Consider the following 22099-nt stretch of genomic DNA (forward strand, 5'->3'; position numbering starts at 1 on the left):
ACGAAAATGATAAAGATAAAACCATTTTTGATTGCAACACTCCTACTTACGGGATTTGCTCTTCCTGCCACTGCCCAAATTGGAGAAGCACGCAGCAATTTATCAGTAGGTGTCAATGGAGGTGTCAACTTAAACAGTGTTTCTTTCACTCCCAGCATCAAGCAAAATAGCTTGATGGGAATTACCGGAGGGTTGACGGCACGTTATATATCCGAGAAGTATTTTGCCATGATTTGTGGTGCACAAGTCGAATTGAATGTATCACAAAGGGGTTGGGACCAATTGTTTGAAACGGTATCATTGGACGATAACGGATATGAAGTCACCTCGAAGGATCCGAGCAAAACTTATACCCGCAAAATGACCTATATTGATATTCCTTTTCTAGCCCATCTTGCTTTCGGACGAGACAGAGGATTACAATTCTTTGTTCATGCAGGTCCTCAAATCAGCTTTCTGATAAGCGAATCGGAAACAATAAAAGGTATTGATATGAACACCTTATCCAATACACAGAAAGCCGTATACGGAGTTAAGATTCAGAATAAATTCGACTACGGTATTGCCGGTGGCGGCGGTGTAGAACTCCGAACAAAGAAAGCCGGCAGCTTCATCGTTGAAGGCCGTTACTATTTTGCGCTGTCCGACTTTTACAGCACCACAAAGAAAGACTATTTCGCCCGTGCAGCGCATGGAACAATTACCATAAAGCTCACGTACCTATTTGACTTGAAGAAATAAAATCCTCTCCCTCCTCCCTTTCGAGAGAAGGAGCTTGAATATCTACAAAGCATCGCTTTAGGGATACTCTTTAAATAAATAAGGCAACTAACTCGCAATGAATTAGTTGCCTTATTTGTATCTTTAAAACAGGGATATTCAGTAAATGCACCGTTTTAGGGATGCTAAAGCATAGCTTTAGAGAGCAAAAAGCACCGCTTTAACTCTTATAAAGCGATGCTTTTCATTAATCATATTAACGAATTACCCAGATATAGGGAAAAGTCTTATCTCAATCTATCCGCAGCCTTTACCATCACCTCATCGCGTCCAATAGCACGAACAGCCAATATATTCAGAATGATGGAAATAAGTGGTAAACACAATGCCCAACCTACCCGGAACATATTTGCATCATTCTTCAACGCAAAATAAAAAGCAAGGGCAGCAATGTAATAACCGACCAACAACAAGCTATTGAAAATCGTCATGCGAATCTGCAACATACGGTTCTTATATAAAAAAATGGTAGCCACGGCAACGATAGTACTAAGCATCAGAATCCCGAATAACCCCCATGTAGACTGAAAAGCGTCGTTTATTTCCAATCCTAATGCCTTAAAAGGATGTTCGCCCATTGTATCAATGAAGTAACCTATCGGCATACACATAGCTGTAATCAGTAATCCTGCAACAATCAATAAATAAACAGTTTGAATTCGTTGAATCATAAGTATTCTAAAGTAGTTGAGTTAAACAATAATAGCCAAGCAATAAGGAGTAGGGATAATCATCCCACTTACTACTTGACTATCAAATTCTTCGTCAGAAAATAAATTACTGAAGTTTTTCTTTCTCCTTAGCCGGATTTCTATAATATATTTTCCCTTCGATGTATTCTTGCGTAGCAATCAAGTCCGGTTTCGGCAATTTCTCATAATAACGAGAAATTTCGATTTGCTCTCTATTTTCAAACACTTCTTCCAAGTTGTCATTGTAAGAGGCAAACTCTGCCAATTTCTTTGAAAGATCGTTTTTGATTTCTACACTGATCTGATTAGCACGCTTGCCAATAATGGCAACAGTTTCATAAACATTACCTGTATCAGCACAGAGTTCCATCATGTCACGGGTTACTGTTGTAGCAGGAGCATTCGTTTTTTTGTAGTCCATAAATCTATTTAAATTTAGTCTTTAATTACTTTCTGTGATTCATTGAATATTTTCTCGGCTTCTTTCAAATATTTACTTTCAGGAAATTCATTCTTGAAAGCATAATATTCGTCCACTGTTTCGCGATAACGATCCATCTTCTTGTCTTCTACACTATAGATAGCCATTTCGTGTCTTGCACGCAGAATCAAGATAGAAAGTTCTTCACGATAGTCAGTATAAGGATAATCTTTCAGTGCATTTTGAGCTGTGATTACACAAGACTCATAGTTATTGCCTAAATAATTACCCAGATTATAATATAATCTTGCAGAATAAAGTTCTTTCAAAACCAGCTTATCCTGCAAAGCAAAAATCATATCCTGTGCTTCCTGCTTCTTTGTGCTGTTCGGGAAATACTCCATGAACATCTGCAACTGCTGGATAGCCTGATAAGTGCTTGATTGATCCAAACGTGGTTCCGGGGTATCCAGGAATAAAGCTTTACCTGCATGAAAACGTGCCAGTTCGGTAAAAGTGCCACGGGGATACGTATTGAAATAGGTGATAAATGTCTGGGCAGCTGTCTGATAATCTTTCTGATTATAATAACTCATTCCCAACATATACAAAGACTCTTCCGCTTTATCGGTTCCTTTCAGAATGGTTATCAACTCATTCAGCAACGTAGCTGAACGATTATACTGTCCCTTCGCAAAATAGTTTTTAGCGGCTTCGTACTTGTATTCGTAATCGGTGCTTTTCAGCAATTTATTGTACTCTCCACATGATGTCAGAGTAGCCGCCGCAAGCAAAGTTATAATGATATTTTTCTTCATCCTATTTAAAAATAATGCGCAAAGTTACTTATTCGCTGGGAATTTAGCAATTAATCTGTGTTTTTTAATACATAAAAGGCGTTAAACATCGACAAAAGGAGAGAAAATGACGTCGAATTGCAAACGCCAAACTGTAAACGGCAGGTAATAAACGAATCACACAGAAATCATGATTGACATAAACCTGACGAACAAACGTCAGATTCCTTGTTATAAGACAGAAAAAAACTTGTTATAAGGCAGAAAAAAAATAGTGACGGTATATGCCCGGGATAGTGACGGTATCGGTGAAGTATACCGTCACTATCCACATCGGATAGCGTCACTATTTTTTATAGCAAAAAAACGGCAAACAAATGTGTTATCCCATTCAAAGACAACGCAGCTATTTACCGTTCCCTGTTTATCGTTTACTGCTATATCTACAGCTTATACAAATCACTTGCAGCCAGCAGATCGACTTTCTTTTCTTTCAGTACCTCGATACATTTATCCAGATTGCTGGGGCGAATTACCACATTTGCAATATTGTTATTGGCAAACGAATACATATATTCAATAAATACACCCTCGTCTGATAAATATCCCAGCACTTTTGCCAAAGCACCCGGTATATTGGGACAGCTTATACCTACTACATCAGTCACATTCACTGCAAAATGATTATCTTTTAAAGCTTTGTATGCTTTATCCGGATCAGATACTATTCCACGCAAAATACCAAAATCAGCATTTTCGGCAATGCACAAAGCAGAAAGATTGATATTTTCTTTCGCCAGCACTTCAGTCACTTCCGTCAAACGGCCTGACTTATTTTCCAAAAAGATAGAAAGTTGTTTTGCTACCATATTTATTAAAGTATTAAGTAATAAGTAATAAGTATTAAGTATTAAGTAACAAGCATTAGGTATTAGGCAACAAGTATTACCGTAGTTCCAAGATCACCCGCATGGTTAATACTTAATACTTAATACCTAATACTTATTTATATTTTTCTATTATCAATCACACGTTTTGCTTTACCTACGCTACGCTCAATGCTGCGAGGCTCTACCAGTTTCACGTTGACTCCCAATCCAAGTACGCTTTGCAAACGTCCTCCCAGCTTTTTCTTCAAAGCCAGCATTTTGTTGATCTCATCAGAATAGAATTCCGGACGTACTTCAACCTGGAGCTCCATCGTATCGGTATTATTTTCACGACCCACTATCAACAAATAATGCGGTTCAAATTCTGCCATTTCAAGGATAACGGATTCAATCTGTGTCGGGAATACGTTTACACCACGGATAATCATCATATCATCACTGCGTCCCAAAATACGATCCATACGTACTAATGTACGACCGCAAGAACATTTATCATGATGCAAGGCAGTCAAATCACGCGTACGGTAACGGAGCAATGGCATACCCTCTTTGGTGAGGTGGGTAAACACCAGTTCGCCCGTTTGTCCCGGTTCAACCGGTTGCAAAGTATTCGGATCGATAATTTCCGGGAAATAATGGTCTTCATTCAAGTGAGTGCCGTTCTGACATTCGCACTCGTAACCGACACCCGGTCCGGCAATTTCACTCAACCCATAAATATCGTATGCTTTGATTCCCAGTTTCTCTTCAATTTCATGACGCATATTTTCCGTCCAGGGTTCCGCACCGAACGCACCGACTTTCAGTTGAAATTCTTCACGTGGCAAACCGGAATCTTTGATTGCATCTGCCAGGTAAAGCGCATAAGAAGGAGTGCAACAAAGCACTGTCGATCCGAAATCATGCATCAAGGTAATCTGTTTTTCAGTGTTGCCACTGGACATCGGAATAACAGAAGCACCGATATTCTCGGCTCCGGCATGTGCTCCCAGTCCGCCCGTAAACAGTCCGTATCCGTATGATACCTGAAAAATATCAGAACGGCCCGCTCCGTAAGCGGTAAAAGCACGTGATATACATTCCGCCCAAGAGGCCAAGTCCTTACGGTATATCCGACAACCGTCGGCTTTCCGGTCGTTCCGGAAGAGGCATGAATACGTACAATCTGGCTCATCGGCACGGCACAAAGTCCGAACGGATAATTATCTCTTAAATCATGTTTCGTGGTAAACGGCAGTTTTACAATATCATCGATACTATTGATATCATCGGGAGTTATTCCCATTTCCTGCATCTTCTTTCGATAGAAAGGAGTGTTGTGATAGACGTAATCTACAATTTTCTTGAGTCGTATGCTTTGAATCTTGCGAAGACTTTCGCGGTCCATACACTCAATGCTCTCATTCCAAATCATGTGTTTCTGGTATTACTAGTTGTATGAATCTGTTTTTTGATATTAATATGTTGCAAAGTAAAGGATTTATTTGGAAAAATGATTTGTTATCTCGATTATTTTACCGAATATTGCTCCACTTTTTAGGATTTAACTATGAATTATGAACTAACATCAGCTTACAAACCTACCGGGGATCAGCCGGAAGCGATAGCACAACTGACTGAAGGGGTACTTCAGGGAGTTCCCGCACAGACTTTGCTGGGAGTGACCGGATCGGGAAAAACATTTACCATTGCCAATGTGATCGCCAATATCAACAAACCTACGTTGATTTTGAGCCATAACAAGACATTGGTGCCCAGCTCTATAGTGAGTTTAAAGGTTTCTTCCCCAATAATGCGGTAGAATATTACGTTTCTTACTATGACTATTATCAGCCGGAGGCTATCTCCCGAGCAGTGATACTTATATAGAGAAAGATCTTGCCATCAATGACGAAATCGACAAGCTTCGACTCGCAGCCACTTCTGCCCTACTCTCCGGACGAAAAGACGTGGTAGTGGTTTCTTCCGTATCTTGTATCTACGGTATGGGAAATCCTTCGGACTTCTACAAAAATGTCATTGAAATAGAACGGGGACGGATGATGGACCGCAATGTCTTTTTACGTCGTCTGGTAGACAGCTTGTATGTCCGCAATGATATTGACTTGAACCGTGGAAATTTCCGCGTTAAAGGTGATACTGTGGATATCTATCTGGCTTATACCGACAATCTGCTCCGTGTCACCTTCTGGGGAGATGAGATTGATGGTGTAGAAGAAGTAGACCCGATTACAGGAGTCACCATGCTCCATTCGACGCCTATAAGATTTATCCGGCCAATTTGTTTATGACGACCAAAGAGGCAACTCTCCGTGCTATCCACGAAATAGAAGATGATCTGACCAAACAAGTGGCATTCTTCGAGTCTATCGGTAAAGAATATGAAGCCAAACGGCTCTATGAACGGGTGACTTACGATATGGAAATGATCCGGGAATTAGGGCATTGCTCCGGAATTGAGAACTATTCCCGTTATTTCGATGGTCGTGCTGCCGGCACTCGTCCTTATTGTCTGCTCGATTTCTTTCCGGATGATTTTCTGATTGTCATTGACGAAAGCCATGTAAGTGTACCTCAAATCCGTGCGATGTACGGAGGAGACCGTGCACGTAAAATCAATCTGGTGGAGTATGGTTTCCGATTGCCTGCGGCTATGGATAACCGTCCGTTAAAATTTGAAGAGTTTCAGGAAATGGCAAAACAGGTAATTTACGTCAGTGCCACACCGGCAGATTATGAACTGATTCAGTCTGAAGGTATCGTCGTAGAGCAGGTGATCCGTCCTACAGGACTGCTTGATCCTGTCATCGAAGTGCGCCCGAGCCTTAATCAGATTGACGACTTAATGGAAGAAATCCAGCTCCGCATTGAAAAGGAAGAACGCGTACTCGTCACCACACTAACCAAACGAATGGCAGAAGAACTGGCAGAGTATCTTCTTAATAATAATGTAAGATGTAACTATATCCATAGTGATGTCGATACATTGGAACGTGTGAAGATTATGGATGATCTCCGGCAAGGAATCTATGATGTGCTTATCGGAGTCAACCTGCTCCGTGAAGGACTCGATCTTCCGGAAGTGTCGCTCGTTGCTATTCTTGATGCCGACAAAGAAGGATTCCTCCGCTCCCACCGTTCACTGACGCAAACCGCAGGACGTGCTGCCCGTAATGTAAACGGCAAGGTAATCATGTATGCGGACAGGATGACGGATAGTATGAAACTGACGATTGACGAAACCAATCGCCGCCGGGAAAAACAGTTGGCATACAATGAAGCAAACGGAATTACTCCTCAACAGATTAAAAAGGCCAGAAACTTGTCGGTATTCGGTAATGCCAAAGAGGCGGATGAACTGCTAAAAGAAAGACATGCTTATGTAGAACCTTCTACTCCGAACATTGCAGCAGACCCGGTAGTGCAGTATATGAGTAAAGCGCAAATGGAAAAGAGTATCGAACGTACTCGCAAACTGATGCAGGAAGCAGCCAAGAAACTCGAATTTATTGAAGCTGCACAATACCGTGACGAGTTGTTGAAACTGGAAGATTTGATGAAAGAGAAATGGGGGTAAAAACTCCCCCTCTTCATATATTACATGAGAATTGCCAAGGGATAAAACTCTTAACAAACCTGTAACACAGGATTTAATCTATTAATTAGTGTTATAAAAACACCAATTAGCAGCTTATAATTTGCAAAGTTGCCAAAACTCCGTATCTTTGCACTGTGTTTTTCATAGTATTAGATTTAAGGTTAACAAAGGTTGGAGCAAGGCGTTGCTCCTTTTTTTATGTCTATACGTCATCTAAAACCTTTTCAACAACTATATCCATTAGAAGTGCACATTCACAATAAATGCCGCCCAACTTGATTATCAGACAGCATTTATATTTCAAAATTTACATCAATAAACCTTAGAGTGCTTTCTCAATAGCAGCTTTTATCAATGGCTCCATAATATCATACCCCTCGCCTGTCGGATGAACTCCATCTTTAGTATATTGGGGATTCAAGGCTGATTTTCATCCACCATTGCCTTATAATAATTAACAAACGGAATTTTATTAGCTTTTGCATAAGCCTCTATCCGATCATTTAAAGATTTAATTTTCTGTGGAACATCTTTTATTTCCATTCTCCATTTAAATGCAGCGGCAGGCAATACGGAAGTCAGAATCACTTTTATCTTATTTGCTTTTGCCAATTCTGTCATAGAAACGATGTTTCCAAATGTATAATCTTCATTATAAGTTTGTGTATTTTCGGCGACATCATTGGTTCCGGCATTAATCACCACTAAAGCAGGAGAAAGATTAATCACATCTTCCCGAAAACGCAACAAGAATTGGTAAGAAGTCTGCCCACTGATTCCACGGCCGATATAACCGTTTGATTTGAAAAAGTCCGGATGAGTACGTACCCAGCCCTCCGTAATGGAATTTCCCATAAAAATAACTCGTTTGTCTTTCTTCGTCGCCTTTGGAAGTGCAGCATTTTGTTTTGAATAACGAGCTAAATTTCCAAAATCATTTTTCTGTGCATAGCTTTCTCCTATTGAGAAACTCAAGCAAACAACAGCCAATAACATCCATTGGCTCAATCTTCTTTTATCCATGTTTATATTAAGTATTAGTAATATGATATTTTTCACAAAGATAAAAAAAACTCCATACATAGACGCCCAAAATATCGAATAACCGTTAAGACGAAAGATGTTTTTCTTAATCTATGTTATATAACATGCTATTTTACTTGGATTATTTGCTAATTTCCCAGGAGTCCGTATCTTTGCACTGTGTTTTTCATAGTATTAGATTTAAGGTTAACAAAGGTTGGAGCAAGGCGTTGCTCCTTTTTTTATGCCTATATATTAGAAGTGAGTTTAACATACCTTGAATAAAAAGTGATATACGTTTCTTTATTCCCAAATATAACTTTACCTTTACTGAAAAATCAGAATATGGCAAAGATTACAGTTCAGACCACAGACGTTACTATCTTAAAGATCAACGATACAGATTATATTTCTTTAACCGACATAGCTAAATACAAGACAACAGATGCTAATACTGTTATTGCCAACTGGCTACGTAATAGAATGACTATTGAATATCTAGGATTATGGGAAATATTATATAACCCCCATTTTAAACCCCTCGAATCGAGGGGTTTAGAAAAGAAGCAGGTTTAAATGCATTCACTCTTTCTCCTCAAAAATGGATAGAAACGACCTGTGCTATTGGACTCATATCCAAATCCGGAAGATATGGCGGCACTTTTGCTCACAAAGATATTGCATTCAAATTTGCAAGTTGGATTTCTGTTGAATTTGAGTTATATATAGTAAAAGAATTCCAACGTCTCAAAGAGCAAGAGCAAGCTCAAATTGGTTGGTCAGCAAAGCGAGAACTATCTAAAATTAATTATCATATTCATACTGATGCAATCAAGCAGCATCTTATCCCTCAAGAAATCACCCCACAGCAAGCATCCATGATTTATGCCAGCGAAGCTGATATCCTTAATGTAGCCATGTTTGGAATGACAGCCTTAGAATGGCGTGATACACACCCTAATTTAAAAGGTAATATTCGTGATTATGCCTCAATCAATGAACTTATCTGCTTATCAAACATGGAAAATTTAAATGCCGTTTTCATAAATGAAGGTTTGACACCCAAAGACAGACTTATCAAATTAAATCAAATAGCAATTCAACAAATGAGCATACTAGAAGATATCAAAAATAAAAAGTTATTGAAATAATTTATGGAACAACAAATTCAACTCAACGACCACAACAAGCAGGAGTATCCTCCTATGCATACAGCAGAGCATTTACTCAATGCAACCATGGTAAAAACCTTTGGCTGTCCACGTTCTCGCAATGCCCACATCGAAAGAAAAAAGAGCAAATGTGATTATATACTTTCGTCATGTCCGACAGCGGAACAAATCCAGTCCATTGAAGAGATAGTAAATGAAGCAATCAGTCAAAACCTACCTGTGACTGTTGAGTATATGACACATGAACAGGCCAAAGACATCGTAGATTTAAGCAAACTACCTGCTGACGCAAGTCCTACCCTTCGCATTGTCCGCATTGGAGATTATGACGCCTGTGCCTGTATCGGATTGCATGTATCAAATACTTCTGAAATGGGAACTTTCAAAATCATTAGCTATGACTATGACGAAGAAAGGCAAACATTAAGAATGAGATTCAAACTAATCGAGAAGAAATAGACATATTATCAAATTAATATCTATCTTATATAAAATAAATAAAAATAGAATACATTTTGTCATTATTATTGCAAAATTGGCATTATTATAATGACAAATAGACAATTTTAGTCTCAAAAATCACTTGGCATAAGGTTTGCACTTATAGAAGCGAACAACGGTTCGAGAGCAGACGATGGAAACCGGGACAACCGGTACCATCAGAAGTGAAAATACCGAAGTTCAAGAATAATTAACTGAATGTTTAACTTAAAGATAGGAGACTAAAATTATGATGCCTGTTAGAAGAACTCAAAGTTGGTTACCAAGTATCTTTAATGATTTCTTTGATAACGATTGGATGGTAAAAGCAAATGCTACTGCACCTGCAATTAATGTTTTGGAAACAGAAAAAGAATACAAAGTGGAATTGGCTGCTCCGGGTATGACGAAGGATGATTTCAATGTTCGCATTGATGAAGACAATAACCTCGTTATCAGCATGGAGAAGAAGACAGAAAACAAGGAGGAAAAGAAAGACGGTCGCTATCTGCGTCGCGAATTCTCATACTCTAAGTTCCAGCAAACAATGATTCTACCGGATAATGTAGACAAAGAGAAAATTGCTGCATCTGTAGAACATGGCGTTCTAAATATCGAACTTCCGAAACTCTCTGAAGAAGAAGTGAAGAAGCCAAATAGACAAATCGAAATAAAGTAATACAGTAACCACTTACTATTCACCGGAGACGGTGATGAAAAGAATCAAAAACAGCTCTCTCCCTTAAAGGGAAACGAGCTGTTTTTTATTGTCTTTGCAGGCAATGCCGCCTTATTAACATAACATACCCACAGGGTTTTCGGACTGACCCCTTATTATCTTCAGTTGTTCTTCCGATAACTAATTACCGCCCAACTATTAAACACGACTGCAAAAAGCAACAATATTCCGAACTGCGGCAGCAAATCAAAGAAACCACTCCCCTTCAGATATATCATTCGCATCACCTCCATAAAATACTTCAAAGGATTGAATATCGTTATTATTTGTGCCCATTCCGGCATGCTGCTAATGGGGGTAAACAAACCGCTCATCAAAATCACCACCAACAAACAGAACCACATAACAAACATTGATTGCTGCATCGTTGCTGAATAGTTGGAAATGACTAGTCCGAAGCCGGACATCACCAGAACAAAAAGAACCGCGAAAAAGTAAATCAACAGAAAATGCCCGACAGGTACTATGCCATAAATTAACCAGGCTAATATGAAACACACCGTCAGCACCAGAAAACCAATCAGCCAATAAGGCAGGAGCTTTGCCAAAATAAAAACAAACTTCGGAACCGGAGTCACATTGATTTGTTCTATTGTCCCCACTTCCTTCTCGCTAACCACATTCAACGCAGGCAAGAAACCACAAATCAAAGTCAACAACATGACCATCAATGCCGGAATCATATAGAGCTTATAGTTCAGATTCGGATTAAACAATCCCTGCGTATCAACCTGTATGGAAGCGAAAGCACCGGAAACGGTAGCTGCTTCGGGATGTTCCGAACGTAGTTCGGCTACATAATCATTAATGATAGAAGACAAATAAGAACTGCCCAGACCGCCTTTCGTTCCATTCACGGCATTGGCCGCTATCAATACATGAGCATCCTCTCCATTCATCCAATCCCGTTCCAAATGCCTTGGAATTTCCATCACAATATCAGCCGTTCCAATTTCAATGTTTCGAAGACCTTCTTCATACGAGGCCGGTACTTCTACCAAACGAAAGTAAGTGGAGGCAGCAATCTTATTCACTAAACGTTGTGAAATAGCCGAATGGTCATTATCCACAATATTCAGCTGTATATTCTTGATTTCCAGATTTACCGCCCAAGGCATCAATAGCATAATCATACATGGAAATACAAGAATCAATTTCGGAAGAAACGAATTGCGAAGCAATTGTTTAAACTCTTTTTCTATCAGGAACTTTATCATAAATAATTCTTCAATTTGCTGATATGTTTATATGTCAATGCTATGCAGTATAACACAGCCAATTGGCACATTTACATATTATTCTTATCTACTCCAATCTATACTTGAATTTTTTGATACTGATCGTAATAAGTACCGTCGCCATTAATAATAAGATGCCAATCTCCTTATATACCAATACAACAGGCACTCCTTCAATCATCAACTTTCGCACAGCCTGAATATACCAACGTGCCGGAAGTATATCTGAGATCCATTGAAGTATCAACGGCATACTCTCAATAGGGAAAATCATCCCCGATAAAAGCATCGTGGGCATCATCAACATCAAACCGGAAACCAGCATGGCCGCAACCTGTGTACGCGTGACTGATGAAATCAATAAACCCAACGCCAAGGATACGAAGATAAACAACAAAGAGACGGTTATCAACCAGAACAAACTTCCTACTACCGGAACATCCAGCACAAAGACCGAAAGTAAAAGAATTGTTATCAGATTGACAAACGACAACACAAAATAAGGCACAGCCTTTGCCAAAATAATAAATAATGGCTTCACAGGCGAAACCAGTAATACTTCCATGGTACCCGTCTCTTTTTCACGAACGATGGAAATCGAGGTCATCATAGCACAAATCAGCATCAGGATCAACCCCATTACCCCCGGAACAAAGTTATAAGCACTCTTCATTTGCGGGTTATACAACAGTTTTATATCCGACGTTAAACGGGCAGCCGACATATTGGGCGGCATCATTTCCTGACCTACCATAGAAACAATTCCCGTTGCATAATTAACCTGCGAAGTCGACATATTCGGATCTGTCGCATCTACTACCAGCTGCACACGAGCATCACCCGTATAGAGATCATCTATAAAACGTTCGCTAAAAACAATCGCCATATCAACCTTATTCTTCAGAAAAGCAGCTTCCATTTCCTGGGGCGAATGAAAACGTGCAGTAACGGTAAAGTACTCACTGGCGTCCAAACGATCAATTATCTTTCGTGTCACCACATCATTAGAAGGATCGAGCACCGCCAACCGGACATTTTTCACCTCTGTACTGATGGCAAAACCGAATAGTATAATTTGTACAACCGGCATCCCCAACAAAATCAGCATGGTTCGCCGGTCACGGAAAATATGATAAAATTCCTTCTTTACAAAAGCTATAAACTGTCTCATAATCAATCTGCTTTGCGCACCGCACCGCGGGCTAATTGCTGAAAAACATCATCCATCGTTTCCGCACCGAATTGCTGCTTCAAACGGGCAGGTGTATCAAGAGCTTTAATCTGACCATCCACCATGATAGATATCCGGTTACAATATTCCGCTTCATCCATATAATGGGTAGTGACAAATATGGTGATTCCCTGGTCGGCTGCCTGATAAATCAATTCCCAGAACTGCCTTCTCGTAGCGGGATCTACTCCACCCGTCGGCTCATCCAGAAAAACAATTCTCGGCTCATGGAAGATTGAAACTGAAAAAGCTAATTTCTGCTTCCACCCCACCGGAAGGCTCTTCACCAGAGTATCCCGTTCGGCAGTAAGCTCCAGGCGATCCAACAATTCTTCTGTCTTCCGTTCTATCTCTTGCTCTTTCATCCCATAAATCCCGGCAAACAGACGGATATTCTCCCACACCTTCAAATCTTCATACAGCGAAAACTTTTGGCTCATATAGCGATATGCTTCTTTACTTGTTCAGCTTCCCGGAAAATATCATATCCTGCCACCTTTCCGATGCCCGATGTCGGTTTGCTCAATCCGCAAAGCATGCGCATGGCCGTAGTCTTTCCGGCTCCATTAGCACCCAGAAAGCCAAATATCTCTCCCCGGTTCACCTGAAAGGAGATATGATCTACCGCTGTAAAATTACCAAAACACTTTGTCAACTGCTCCACTTCAATGACCGGAGCGGTTTCATGCCTCACCTCCTCCCGTTCCAAAGAAGGCGGGCAAAGGATGGATGCAAATTGCTGAAGAATACGCTCGGGAGTATCAATTCCATGAATCTTTCCATGATTGATAAAAGCAATCCGGTCACATTGCCGGGCTTCATCCATAATGGGAGTAGAAACAACAATGGTAATACCCTGTTCCCGCAAGTTCCGAAGCATTTGCCAAAATTCCTTGCGCGACACAGGATCCACTCCGGTAGTGGGTTCATCCAGGAATAAAATATCCGGTTTATGAATCAAAGCGCAACTCAATGCCAGTTTCTGCTTCATACCACCCGACAAAGCCCCTGCCCTTCTTTTCCTGAACGGTTCTATCTGCTGATAGATATCTTTAATTAAATCATAGTTCTCCTGAACAGTTGTATGGAATACGGTAGCGAAAAACTCCAGATTCTCCTCTACTGAAAGATCCTGGTAAAGTGAAAAACGGCCGGGCATATATCCAACCTTCGTACGAATCTGTTTATAGTCTGTTGCCACATCCAGTCCGCCGATCGTGGCCGTTCCCTTATCTGCCAGCAGCAAAGTAGTCAGAATACGGAATAAGGTACTCTTACCGGCACCGTCAGGACCTATCAGCCCAAAGATCTCTCCCCGTTCTACCACAAAAGAAACCTCTTTCAGCGCTTCCACCGTTCCATAGCTCTTGCCGACTTCTTTCACAACCACTATGGGTACATCCTTCTCCATCTCCCTGACTTTAATTTTTAATCTTCATTCTTTAATTTTACTCCGCCATACATACCAATCTTCAACGCTCCGTCATTCTTCACCGCAATCTTCACTGCATATACCAGATTAGCACGTTCATTCTTCGTCAGAATTGTTTTTGGAGTGAATTCCGAACGATCGGAAATCCAGGTCACTTCCCCCGGATAAGCTTTCTGCTCCGAGTTGCCATAGTCAGCATACACAGTCACTTGATCTCCCAGTTTCACTTTTGACAACTGTTCGGAAGTGATGTAAGCCCTCAAATACATACGATCCACTTCGCCCACCTTAAATAAAGGCTTGCCGATAGCCGCCAATTCACCGGCTTCCGCATATTTAGCCAATACTATACCTGCGATAGGTGACTGAACATGACATTTAGCTAACTGATCCTCCACTTGCGCTACCTGTATAGCAACCGAATTGCCTTGTTCTGTAAGGCTATTCGTACTATTACGCAACGATGATTCCTGTGCAACGAGCTGCCGTTCGAGTAATTTGACTTGCGCGTCCCAATCATCCAGTTGCTTCTGATTGGCCGCACCTGCAGCAAGCAAGTTTTCCACCCGTTTCCTCTCACGCTCTGCCGTGACAATTTGCTGTTTGGTAGCGGCAATCTGTTTGGCAAGATCAGGACGCTGGTTTTCTACCGATTTCATACTGGCTTCCAATTGCAGTTTCTTTAAATACAATTGTACCGTATCTACCAACCCGATCTCCTCACCCGCTTTCAGCTTTGTTCCCTCTTCTACTTCCAGTCGTAGCAATTTTCCGGCAGCCTCGGCGGACACTATTACTTCCGTAGCTTCAAATGTACCGGTTGCGTCATAATCTGGTGTTCCATTTCCACAGGCAGATAACATCATCAGCGTTATCCCCCACATTCCTATTTTTGTTATTCTTTTCATATCCGGAGAAGTTATATTAATCATTTATTGTATATTTCAATTGATAAATTCCCATTAACCGTTGAATCTCATGTATGGCTTTCGACTGACGCGCCAAGCTCTCATTAGTCAGTTCACGTAACATTTCAGTCACGGTCAATGTTCCATTTGCCACCTTTGCTTCGGCAGCTTTACGGATATTTGTACGCAACCGGATTATTTCATCATCATCCCGCATTTGCTTCTCCAAAGAATGGATAGCCTGATCCTGCTGCGTCATTTCCAGTCTTGTATTGAAAAGGAATACATCCCGGTTATTATCCAGTTGCTGTCTTTTCTTCTCGATCACCCGACGGTCATTTTTCAAAGTATACAGACTACCAAAATTCCATGAAAGCCGGACACCTGCCATATAATAAGGAGAAAATTCATTCTTCAGCATATCCAATCCGGGATTTCCGTATGCCCCCTGCACAAACAGTCCGAACTGCGGAAGATGACGCACATTCAAAGCCTTCTCCTGCACTTGCAGTCCGGCTCCCTGTGCATCAAACAAAGCCAACTCCGGCCGACGAATCTCACTGACAGCCGAAACCATACTTTGAGGTACAGGCTTCTCCAGCACTGTCTCCGGAGACAGTGCTTCTCCTACCAACAGCGAAAGCATTTTCAAATAAGCTGCCCGTGATGATACTAAATCCACTCTTTTCTGTTTTGTATTCAGCTGCTCCACTTTCACTGCATCCAAATCAGCTTGATTGGCTATTCCATTTTCCACATAAGCAGTAATCTGACGATAATTTCTCTCTAACTCATCTTGTAACAATGTATTCTGTTTGATTTGCTCGTCCAGCAGGAGAATTCCAAAATAAAGATCATTCACGCGGTCATTCAGCGCATACATATCTACATTCAGTTTTTCTTTCTCCACTTCAGCCTCTGCAATCGTCTGCTTCTTCTGCATACGGATTCCTCCCCCGTCCCATATCTTCTGTTGCAACTCCAACATGACCTGATATTGGTCTTTGGACAATCCTTTTAAATCTACTCCGGGAAGTTTTACCGGAATTTCTGTCACATCACTCTGATAAGAGGCCTTTGCCGAAAGAGCAAATTGAGGCAAATATCCCTTGGCTGCATTTTCCAGATTATATTCCTTTGTCTTCTCCACTAAACCATACTGATGTACCAACGGATAATTGTCCTGCGTCTTCCGCTGACATTCTTCCAATGTTATCTGCGCATACGCTCCTGCTACATACAGTAAAAAGGAGAAACTGAAAATCATTCTTTTCATATCCATTATTTCTTTGGTTTCTTCGAAAGACAAAGATAGGGATTTCCTGAATACAGTCACTCTCTATGAGTTGGCAAAAATGTTCTGAAGAGATAATGGATAAAATGATGAGAAAAATTAAAGAAAAAGTAGTCTAAAATTGCTTTTATGTAATTTATAAGTTACCTTTGTAAAGTGAAAGTAAGAGAAGTCATAACATATAAAGAATATTTTGATGATTTTTTCAAGAAACAACCACAGAAGGTTCGCGATAAAATCATCAAAGTGCTAGATATTATCGAGCAGATAGACCGAATCCCAACGACATATCTAAAATACATAGAAGGTACTAATGGACTATTTGAGGTTCGCGTGCAACTAGGCAATAATATCTTCCGCATTTTTTGTTTCTTTGACGGTAATAAATTGGTTGTTTTGTTAAGTGGCTTTCAGAAAAAGACACAAAAAACACCACCAGAAGAAATAAAAAGAGCAGAACGGCTTATGACCGACTATTATAAAGAAAAAGAAAAGGAGATTTTAGAATGAATACAAAGACATTAGACCAAATTAAAAATGAGTATTACGGTGAAGTTGGAGCACCGGAACGAGACAGGCTTGAGCGAGAACTTGAGGCTTTGCGCATTGGCTTTAAGATACGAAGTGCCAGAGAAAAATTAGAGATGACACAAGCAGAGCTTGCAAGTCGCATTGACAAGAAACGTACATTCATATCAAAAGTTGAAAACGATGGAGAAAATATTACTCTCAAAACATTATTTGATATTGTAGAACGTGGACTTGGTGGAAAATTAAATATCGAAGTGCAATTATAAAAATAATGCCGGAGTGCTTAACTCCGGCTTTCAATTGAATATCAAACGAATGACAGGAATGACACCACACGAATATCAGCAAACGAAATAATCTTTATTTCGAGAACTCTTTAATCCGTTGTTCCTCTTCCAATTTACAAATCAGTAATGTATTATCTTTCTCCGCGATGATATATCCATCCAGTCCTTGAACGACAACTCGTTTTTCTTCGCTGGCATGCACAATACAATTCTTACTGTCATACAAACGTATATCGGTTCCTACAGTAGCATTTCCCGATTTATCCTGTGGCAAAAGACCGCGAAGTGCTCCCCATGTGCCTAAATCCGACCAGCCGAAAGAAGCCGGTAACACGTAAATCGCTTCTGCTTTTTCCATCACCGCATAGTCGATAGAAATACTTTCGCAAGTCGGGAATAACTTTTTGATTGTTTCATTTTCTTTTTCCGTATAGAAATCCGGGAAAATACGGTCAAAAATCTGTGCGATACCCGGAGCATATACACGCATCACGGAAGTGATAGTACGCACGTTCCACACAAAGATTCCCGCATTCCAGAAGTAATTACCTTCCGCCAAATACTTTTCAGCTGTCTCTTTATCGGGTTTTTCCTTGAATGCGTCTACTGTATAAATTTCTTTATCTGTTTGAAGCTGGTTGGCAGCAGCAATATATCCGTAGCCTGTCTCCGGACGAGTCGGCCGAATACCTATTGTGACAATAGCACTGCTATCATCCGTAAAACGAAGTGCTTTCTCCATCACTCTACGGAACTCGCCCGTATCGATGACTAATGCATCCGAAGGAGTTACTACAATATTAGCACGGGGATGCTTCTTTTTGATTTTCCAGCAAGCAAACGCGATACAAGGTGCAGTATTTCGTGCACAAGGTTCCGCTAAAATATTACTTTCCGGGATTTCCGGCAACTGCTCCCGAACAATATCAATGTATTTTTCAGAAGTTACCACCCACATATTTTCCCTGGGGCAAACACCATCAAAACGGTCTGCCGTCAATTGAATCAGTGACCGGCCACATCCCATTACATCAATAAATTGTTTAGGACATTCCGGAGTGCTCATCGGCCAGAAACGGCTCCCTATGCCACCAGCCATTATTACAACATGATTATCCATACCTATCATCCTCCTGTAAAAAAAATATTATTTAAATAAGCGCGCAAGTTACATTAAAATGTCCAAAACAGCAAATAAAGACCAAGAGTATTTAATTTTCCAACTGAATAATCGAAAAATTGTATTTCTACAATAATAGACAAAGGCCGCTCTCGAATAATAAGAACGACCTTTGTCTTTTCATTTCAATAGAATATAATCATCTTATTTATATTCTGCCCAGCTCTTGATAGCTATATCATCCACACTCATTGTACAGAAAGCATTGATAAATGCACTAGCCAGACGAGCGTTCGTAATCAACGGAATATTTAAATCGATGGCGGCACGACGGATTTTATACCCATTACTTAATTCTCCGGCAGTCAAGTTCTTTGGTATATTGACTACCATATCTATTTCCTTACTATGAAGCATCTCCAACGCCTGCGGATGTCCCTCTTCACTCGGCCAATAAACATGAGTACTCTCAATACCGCTCTCGGCAAGCGCTTTATGTGTACCGCCCGTCGCAAAGAGTTTATATCCCTTATTCACCAACATACGGGCTGCATCCATCATATCCGCTTTTTGCTTCATCGTACCCGTAGAAAGCAAGATATTCTTCTTCGGAATACGATAACCTACAGAAAGCATTGCTTTCAATACGGCACAAGAAGTATCCATACCAATACAACCTACTTCACCGGTGGAAGCCATATCTACTCCCAACACCGGATCGGCTTTCTGCAAACGGTTGAAGGAGAATTGGGAAGCCTTGATTCCCACATAGTCCAGTTCGAAAAGATTCTTTTCCGGTTTTTCGACAGGCAGGCCAAGCATAACTTTGGTTGCCAGTTCAATAAAGTTAATCTTCAGTACCTTGCTGACAAATGGGAAAGAACGACTGGCACGCAAGTTACATTCAATCACCTTGATATCATTGTCTTTTGCCAAATACTGAATATTAAACGGACCGGAGATATTCAAAGCCTTGGCAATCTCACGGCTGATACGCTTAATACGACGAACAGTTTCTACATATAGCTTCTGTGGCGGGAACTGAATAGTCGCGTCACCGGAGTGTACTCCCGCAAATTCGATATGCTCACTAATAGCGTATGCCACAATTTCGCCATTCTGCGCCACGGCATCCATTTCTACTTCCTTGGCATGTTCAATAAACTGACTTACTACTACCGGATGTTTTTTCGAGACATTGGCTGCCAGTTTCAGGAAACGTTCCAGTTCTTCCTGATTGGAACAAACATTCATTGCAGCTCCCGAAAGCACGTATGACGGACGGACAAGTACAGGAAAACCTACTTCTTCAACAAACTCCTGAATATCATCCATAGATGTTAATTCACGCCAACGGGGCTGATCCACACCGATACGGTCGAGCATGGCAGAGAATTTCTCACGGTCTTCAGCATTGTCAATGCTCTTGGCACTTGTGCCAAGGATATTGATATTCTGTGCATCCAGACGCAAAGCAAGATTATTTGGAATCTGACCACCGGTAGATACAATTACTCCATGCGGATTCTCAAGCTCCAGAATATCCATCACGCGTTCGAAAGTCAATTCGTCGAAGTACAAGCGATCGCACATATCATAGTCCGTAGATACGGTTTCAGGATTATAGTTAATCATCACGCTGCGCCATCCTTCTTTACGAATAGTATTTAAAGCCTGCACACCGCACCAGTCAAATTCTACGGAAGAACCGATACGATAAGCACCAGACCCTAATACGACAATGGATTTATGGTCGCCCAAGTAATGAACATCATTTGCCACACCGCTATAAGTAAGATACAGATAATTGGTTTGTGCCGGATATTCGGCTGCCAAAGTATCGATCTGCTTCACTACCGGAAGAATACCCGCCTCTTTACGATGTTTGCGGACATAAAGAATACCATCCTCCATATCACCTTCGTAGCCGATGGCACGGGCAACCTGGAAATCAGAGAAACCTTGAACCTTGGCTTTACGAAGCAGTTCGTTTGGCAGATCGGCTATTTGTTTGTGATTATTTCCCCAGCTATGCAGTTCTTCGGAAGTCTGCATGATATTCATCAATTTCTGAAGGAACCATTTATCAATCTTAGTCAGTTCGTGTACCTGATCGATGGTGTAGCCGGCACGAAAAGCCTCGAGATAACAAAAATACGTTTATCAGTCGGTTCGCGCAAAGCCTTGTCGATGTCGGAAATAACTAGCTCCTTGTTTTCTACAAATCCGTGCATTCCCTGTCCGATCATGCGGAGCCCTTTCTGGATAGCTTCTTCAAAAGTGCGACCGATAGCCATCACCTCACCGACAGATTTCATAGAAGATCCCAATTCTTTATCTACACCGTGGAATTTACCCAAATCCCAACGTGGAATCTTACATACAACATAATCCAGTGCCGGTTCGAAGAAAGCAGAAGTAGTCTTTGTTACAGAGTTCTTCAGGTCGAAGAGTCCGTAACCCAGTCCCAATTTGGCCGCAACGAAAGCCAGCGGATAACCCGTTGCCTTAGATGCCAAAGCCGATGAACGGGAAAGACGGGCATTTACTTCAATCACCCGATAATCTTCGGATTCGGGGTCGAAGGCATATTGTACATTACATTCGCCCACAATACCGATGTGGCGGATGATACGTATTGCCAGTTCCCGAAGTTTATGATATTCTTTGTTCGTAAGCGTTTGTGACGGAGCAATAACGATAGATTCACCGGTATGAATACCCAGCGGGTCGAAGTTTTCCATATTACAAACGGTGATACAGTTGTCGAAACGGTCACGTACCACTTCATATTCCACTTCTTTCCAACCACGAAGAGATTTTTCCACTAATACCTGCGGAGAGAAAGAGAACGCTTTTTCTACAAGAATATCCAGTTGCTCTTCGTTATCACAGAAACCGGAGCCCAAGCCACCCAAAGCGTAAGCAGCACGAACAATTACGGGATACCCCAGTTCTTTTGCTGCGCGACGAGCATCTTCCGCATTTTCTACGGCTTCACTCTTAATGGTCTTTACATTGATTTCATTCAATTTCTGAACGAAAAGTTCACGATCCTCGGTATCCATAATGGCTTGTACCGGAGTACCAAGAACTTTTACATTATATTTTTCAAGAATACCTTCCTTATACAATGCCACTCCACAGTTCAAGGCTGTCTGACCACCGAACGCCAGCATAATGCCTTCCGGTTTTTCTTTCTGAATCACTTTCTCTACGAAATACGGAGTCACCGGGAGGAAGTAGATTTGATCCGCCACTCCTTCGGACGTCTGTACCGTAGCAATATTAGGATTGATAAGAATCGTTTCAATGCCTTCTTCCTTCAAGGCTTTGAGTGCCTGCGAACCGGAATAGTCAAACTCACCGGCCTCACCGATCTTCAGGGCACCGGAACCCAACAGCAATACTTTCTTTATATTTTCTTTCATTGATTCTACTTTCTGGTTCACCACAGATTACACAG

At 41.0% G+C, this 22099-nt stretch carries 14 protein-coding genes and 6 pseudogenes; 7 read left to right on the forward strand and 13 right to left on the reverse strand.

Features of this window, described 5'->3' with window-relative positions; genetic code table 11:
• Positions 1–6: 6 nt before the first annotated feature.
• On the forward strand, positions 7–741 hold the full coding sequence (locus tag DXA05_RS07610) for a porin family protein (protein WP_004312709.1): 735 nt from the start codon (positions 7–9) through the stop codon (positions 739–741).
• A 266-nt stretch (positions 742–1007) separates the two neighbouring features.
• Here DXA05_RS07610 and DXA05_RS07615 read toward each other — a convergent pair whose 3' ends face one another.
• The 5 genes and pseudogenes from DXA05_RS07615 to DXA05_RS07635 form a co-directional block, all read right to left on the reverse strand.
• On the reverse strand, positions 1008–1451 hold the full coding sequence (locus DXA05_RS07615) for a DUF4293 domain-containing protein (RefSeq protein ID WP_004312708.1): 444 nt from the start codon (positions 1449–1451) through the stop codon (positions 1008–1010).
• Between the two features lie 106 nt (positions 1452–1557).
• Positions 1558–1893: a DNA-directed RNA polymerase subunit omega gene (locus DXA05_RS07620; RefSeq protein WP_004299989.1), complete on the reverse strand. Its 336-nt coding sequence runs from the start codon at positions 1891–1893 to the stop codon at positions 1558–1560.
• 14 nt (positions 1894–1907) lie between these two features.
• Complete coding sequence (gene bamD / locus DXA05_RS07625; protein WP_004312707.1) at positions 1908–2711, reverse strand: outer membrane protein assembly factor BamD; 804 nt, start codon at positions 2709–2711, stop codon at positions 1908–1910.
• 422 nt (positions 2712–3133) lie between these two features.
• Complete coding sequence (locus DXA05_RS07630; protein ID WP_008022809.1) at positions 3134–3559, reverse strand: amino acid-binding protein; 426 nt, start codon at positions 3557–3559, stop codon at positions 3134–3136.
• 137 nt (positions 3560–3696) lie between these two features.
• Positions 3697–4994, reverse strand: a pseudogene (locus tag DXA05_RS07635) (phenylacetate--CoA ligase).
• 135 nt (positions 4995–5129) lie between these two features.
• Between DXA05_RS07635 and uvrB the strand changes: the two are divergent.
• A pseudogene (uvrB, locus tag DXA05_RS07640) lies at positions 5130–7157 on the forward strand (excinuclease ABC subunit UvrB).
• Between the two features lie 343 nt (positions 7158–7500).
• Here the strand turns inward: uvrB and DXA05_RS07645 are convergent.
• A pseudogene (locus DXA05_RS07645) lies at positions 7501–8201 on the reverse strand (SGNH/GDSL hydrolase family protein).
• A 345-nt stretch (positions 8202–8546) separates the two neighbouring features.
• Here DXA05_RS07645 and DXA05_RS07650 point away from each other — a divergent pair.
• The 3 genes and pseudogenes from DXA05_RS07650 to DXA05_RS07660 all read left to right on the forward strand — a co-directional run bounded on the left by DXA05_RS07650 (position 8547) and on the right by DXA05_RS07660 (position 10532).
• A pseudogene (locus tag DXA05_RS07650) lies at positions 8547–9352 on the forward strand (KilA-N domain-containing protein).
• A 3-nt stretch (positions 9353–9355) separates the two neighbouring features.
• The gene (locus tag DXA05_RS07655) at positions 9356–9832 is read left to right on the forward strand and encodes a hypothetical protein (RefSeq protein ID WP_074705229.1); all 477 of its coding nucleotides are present in this window, start codon (positions 9356–9358) and stop codon (positions 9830–9832) included.
• A 271-nt stretch (positions 9833–10103) separates the two neighbouring features.
• The gene (locus DXA05_RS07660; protein WP_004300008.1) at positions 10104–10532 is read left to right on the forward strand and encodes an Hsp20/alpha crystallin family protein; all 429 of its coding nucleotides are present in this window, start codon (positions 10104–10106) and stop codon (positions 10530–10532) included.
• Positions 10533–10693: 161 nt separating this feature from the next.
• Here DXA05_RS07660 and DXA05_RS07665 read toward each other — a convergent pair whose 3' ends face one another.
• From DXA05_RS07665 to DXA05_RS07685, 5 genes and pseudogenes are all read right to left on the reverse strand, one after another.
• A complete protein-coding gene (locus DXA05_RS07665) occupies positions 10694–11809 on the reverse strand; it encodes an ABC transporter permease (protein WP_128859005.1) in 1116 nt (371 codons plus the stop codon).
• An 88-nt stretch (positions 11810–11897) separates the two neighbouring features.
• A complete protein-coding gene (locus DXA05_RS07670; protein WP_055279283.1) occupies positions 11898–13001 on the reverse strand; it encodes an ABC transporter permease in 1104 nt (367 codons plus the stop codon).
• A 2-nt stretch (positions 13002–13003) separates the two neighbouring features.
• A pseudogene (locus DXA05_RS07675) lies at positions 13004–14472 on the reverse strand (ATP-binding cassette domain-containing protein).
• Positions 14473–14489: 17 nt separating this feature from the next.
• Positions 14490–15401 carry an HlyD family efflux transporter periplasmic adaptor subunit gene (locus DXA05_RS07680; protein ID WP_049703339.1) on the reverse strand — a complete coding sequence of 304 codons (912 nt, stop codon included), beginning with the start codon at positions 15399–15401 and terminating at the stop codon, positions 14490–14492.
• 16 nt (positions 15402–15417) lie between these two features.
• Complete coding sequence (locus tag DXA05_RS07685) at positions 15418–16677, reverse strand: TolC family protein (protein ID WP_128859006.1); 1260 nt, start codon at positions 16675–16677, stop codon at positions 15418–15420.
• 174 nt (positions 16678–16851) lie between these two features.
• On the opposite strand from DXA05_RS07685, the gene DXA05_RS07690 reads away from it, so the two are divergent.
• Positions 16852–17205, forward strand: coding sequence for a type II toxin-antitoxin system RelE/ParE family toxin (locus DXA05_RS07690; protein WP_007752298.1), 354 nt, complete (start codon positions 16852–16854; stop codon positions 17203–17205).
• Complete coding sequence (locus tag DXA05_RS07695) at positions 17202–17492, forward strand: helix-turn-helix transcriptional regulator (RefSeq protein ID WP_049702581.1); 291 nt, start codon at positions 17202–17204, stop codon at positions 17490–17492. Before DXA05_RS07690 ends, DXA05_RS07695 begins: the two co-directional genes overlap by 4 nt.
• Positions 17493–17586: 94 nt before the next feature.
• Here the strand turns inward: DXA05_RS07695 and DXA05_RS07700 are convergent, their stop codons facing one another.
• Together DXA05_RS07700 and carB are read right to left on the reverse strand one after the other, a co-directional pair.
• On the reverse strand, positions 17587–18633 hold the full coding sequence (locus DXA05_RS07700; protein ID WP_032839530.1) for a mannose-1-phosphate guanylyltransferase: 1047 nt from the start codon (positions 18631–18633) through the stop codon (positions 17587–17589).
• 204 nt (positions 18634–18837) lie between these two features.
• Positions 18838–22064 (reverse strand): annotated as a pseudogene (gene carB / locus DXA05_RS07705) (carbamoyl-phosphate synthase (glutamine-hydrolyzing) large subunit).
• Positions 22065–22099 lie beyond the last annotated feature (35 nt).

This window comes from Bacteroides sp. AM54-2NS (assembly GCF_003602935.1).
GTDB lineage: Bacteria > Bacteroidota > Bacteroidia > Bacteroidales > Bacteroidaceae > Bacteroides > Bacteroides xylanisolvens.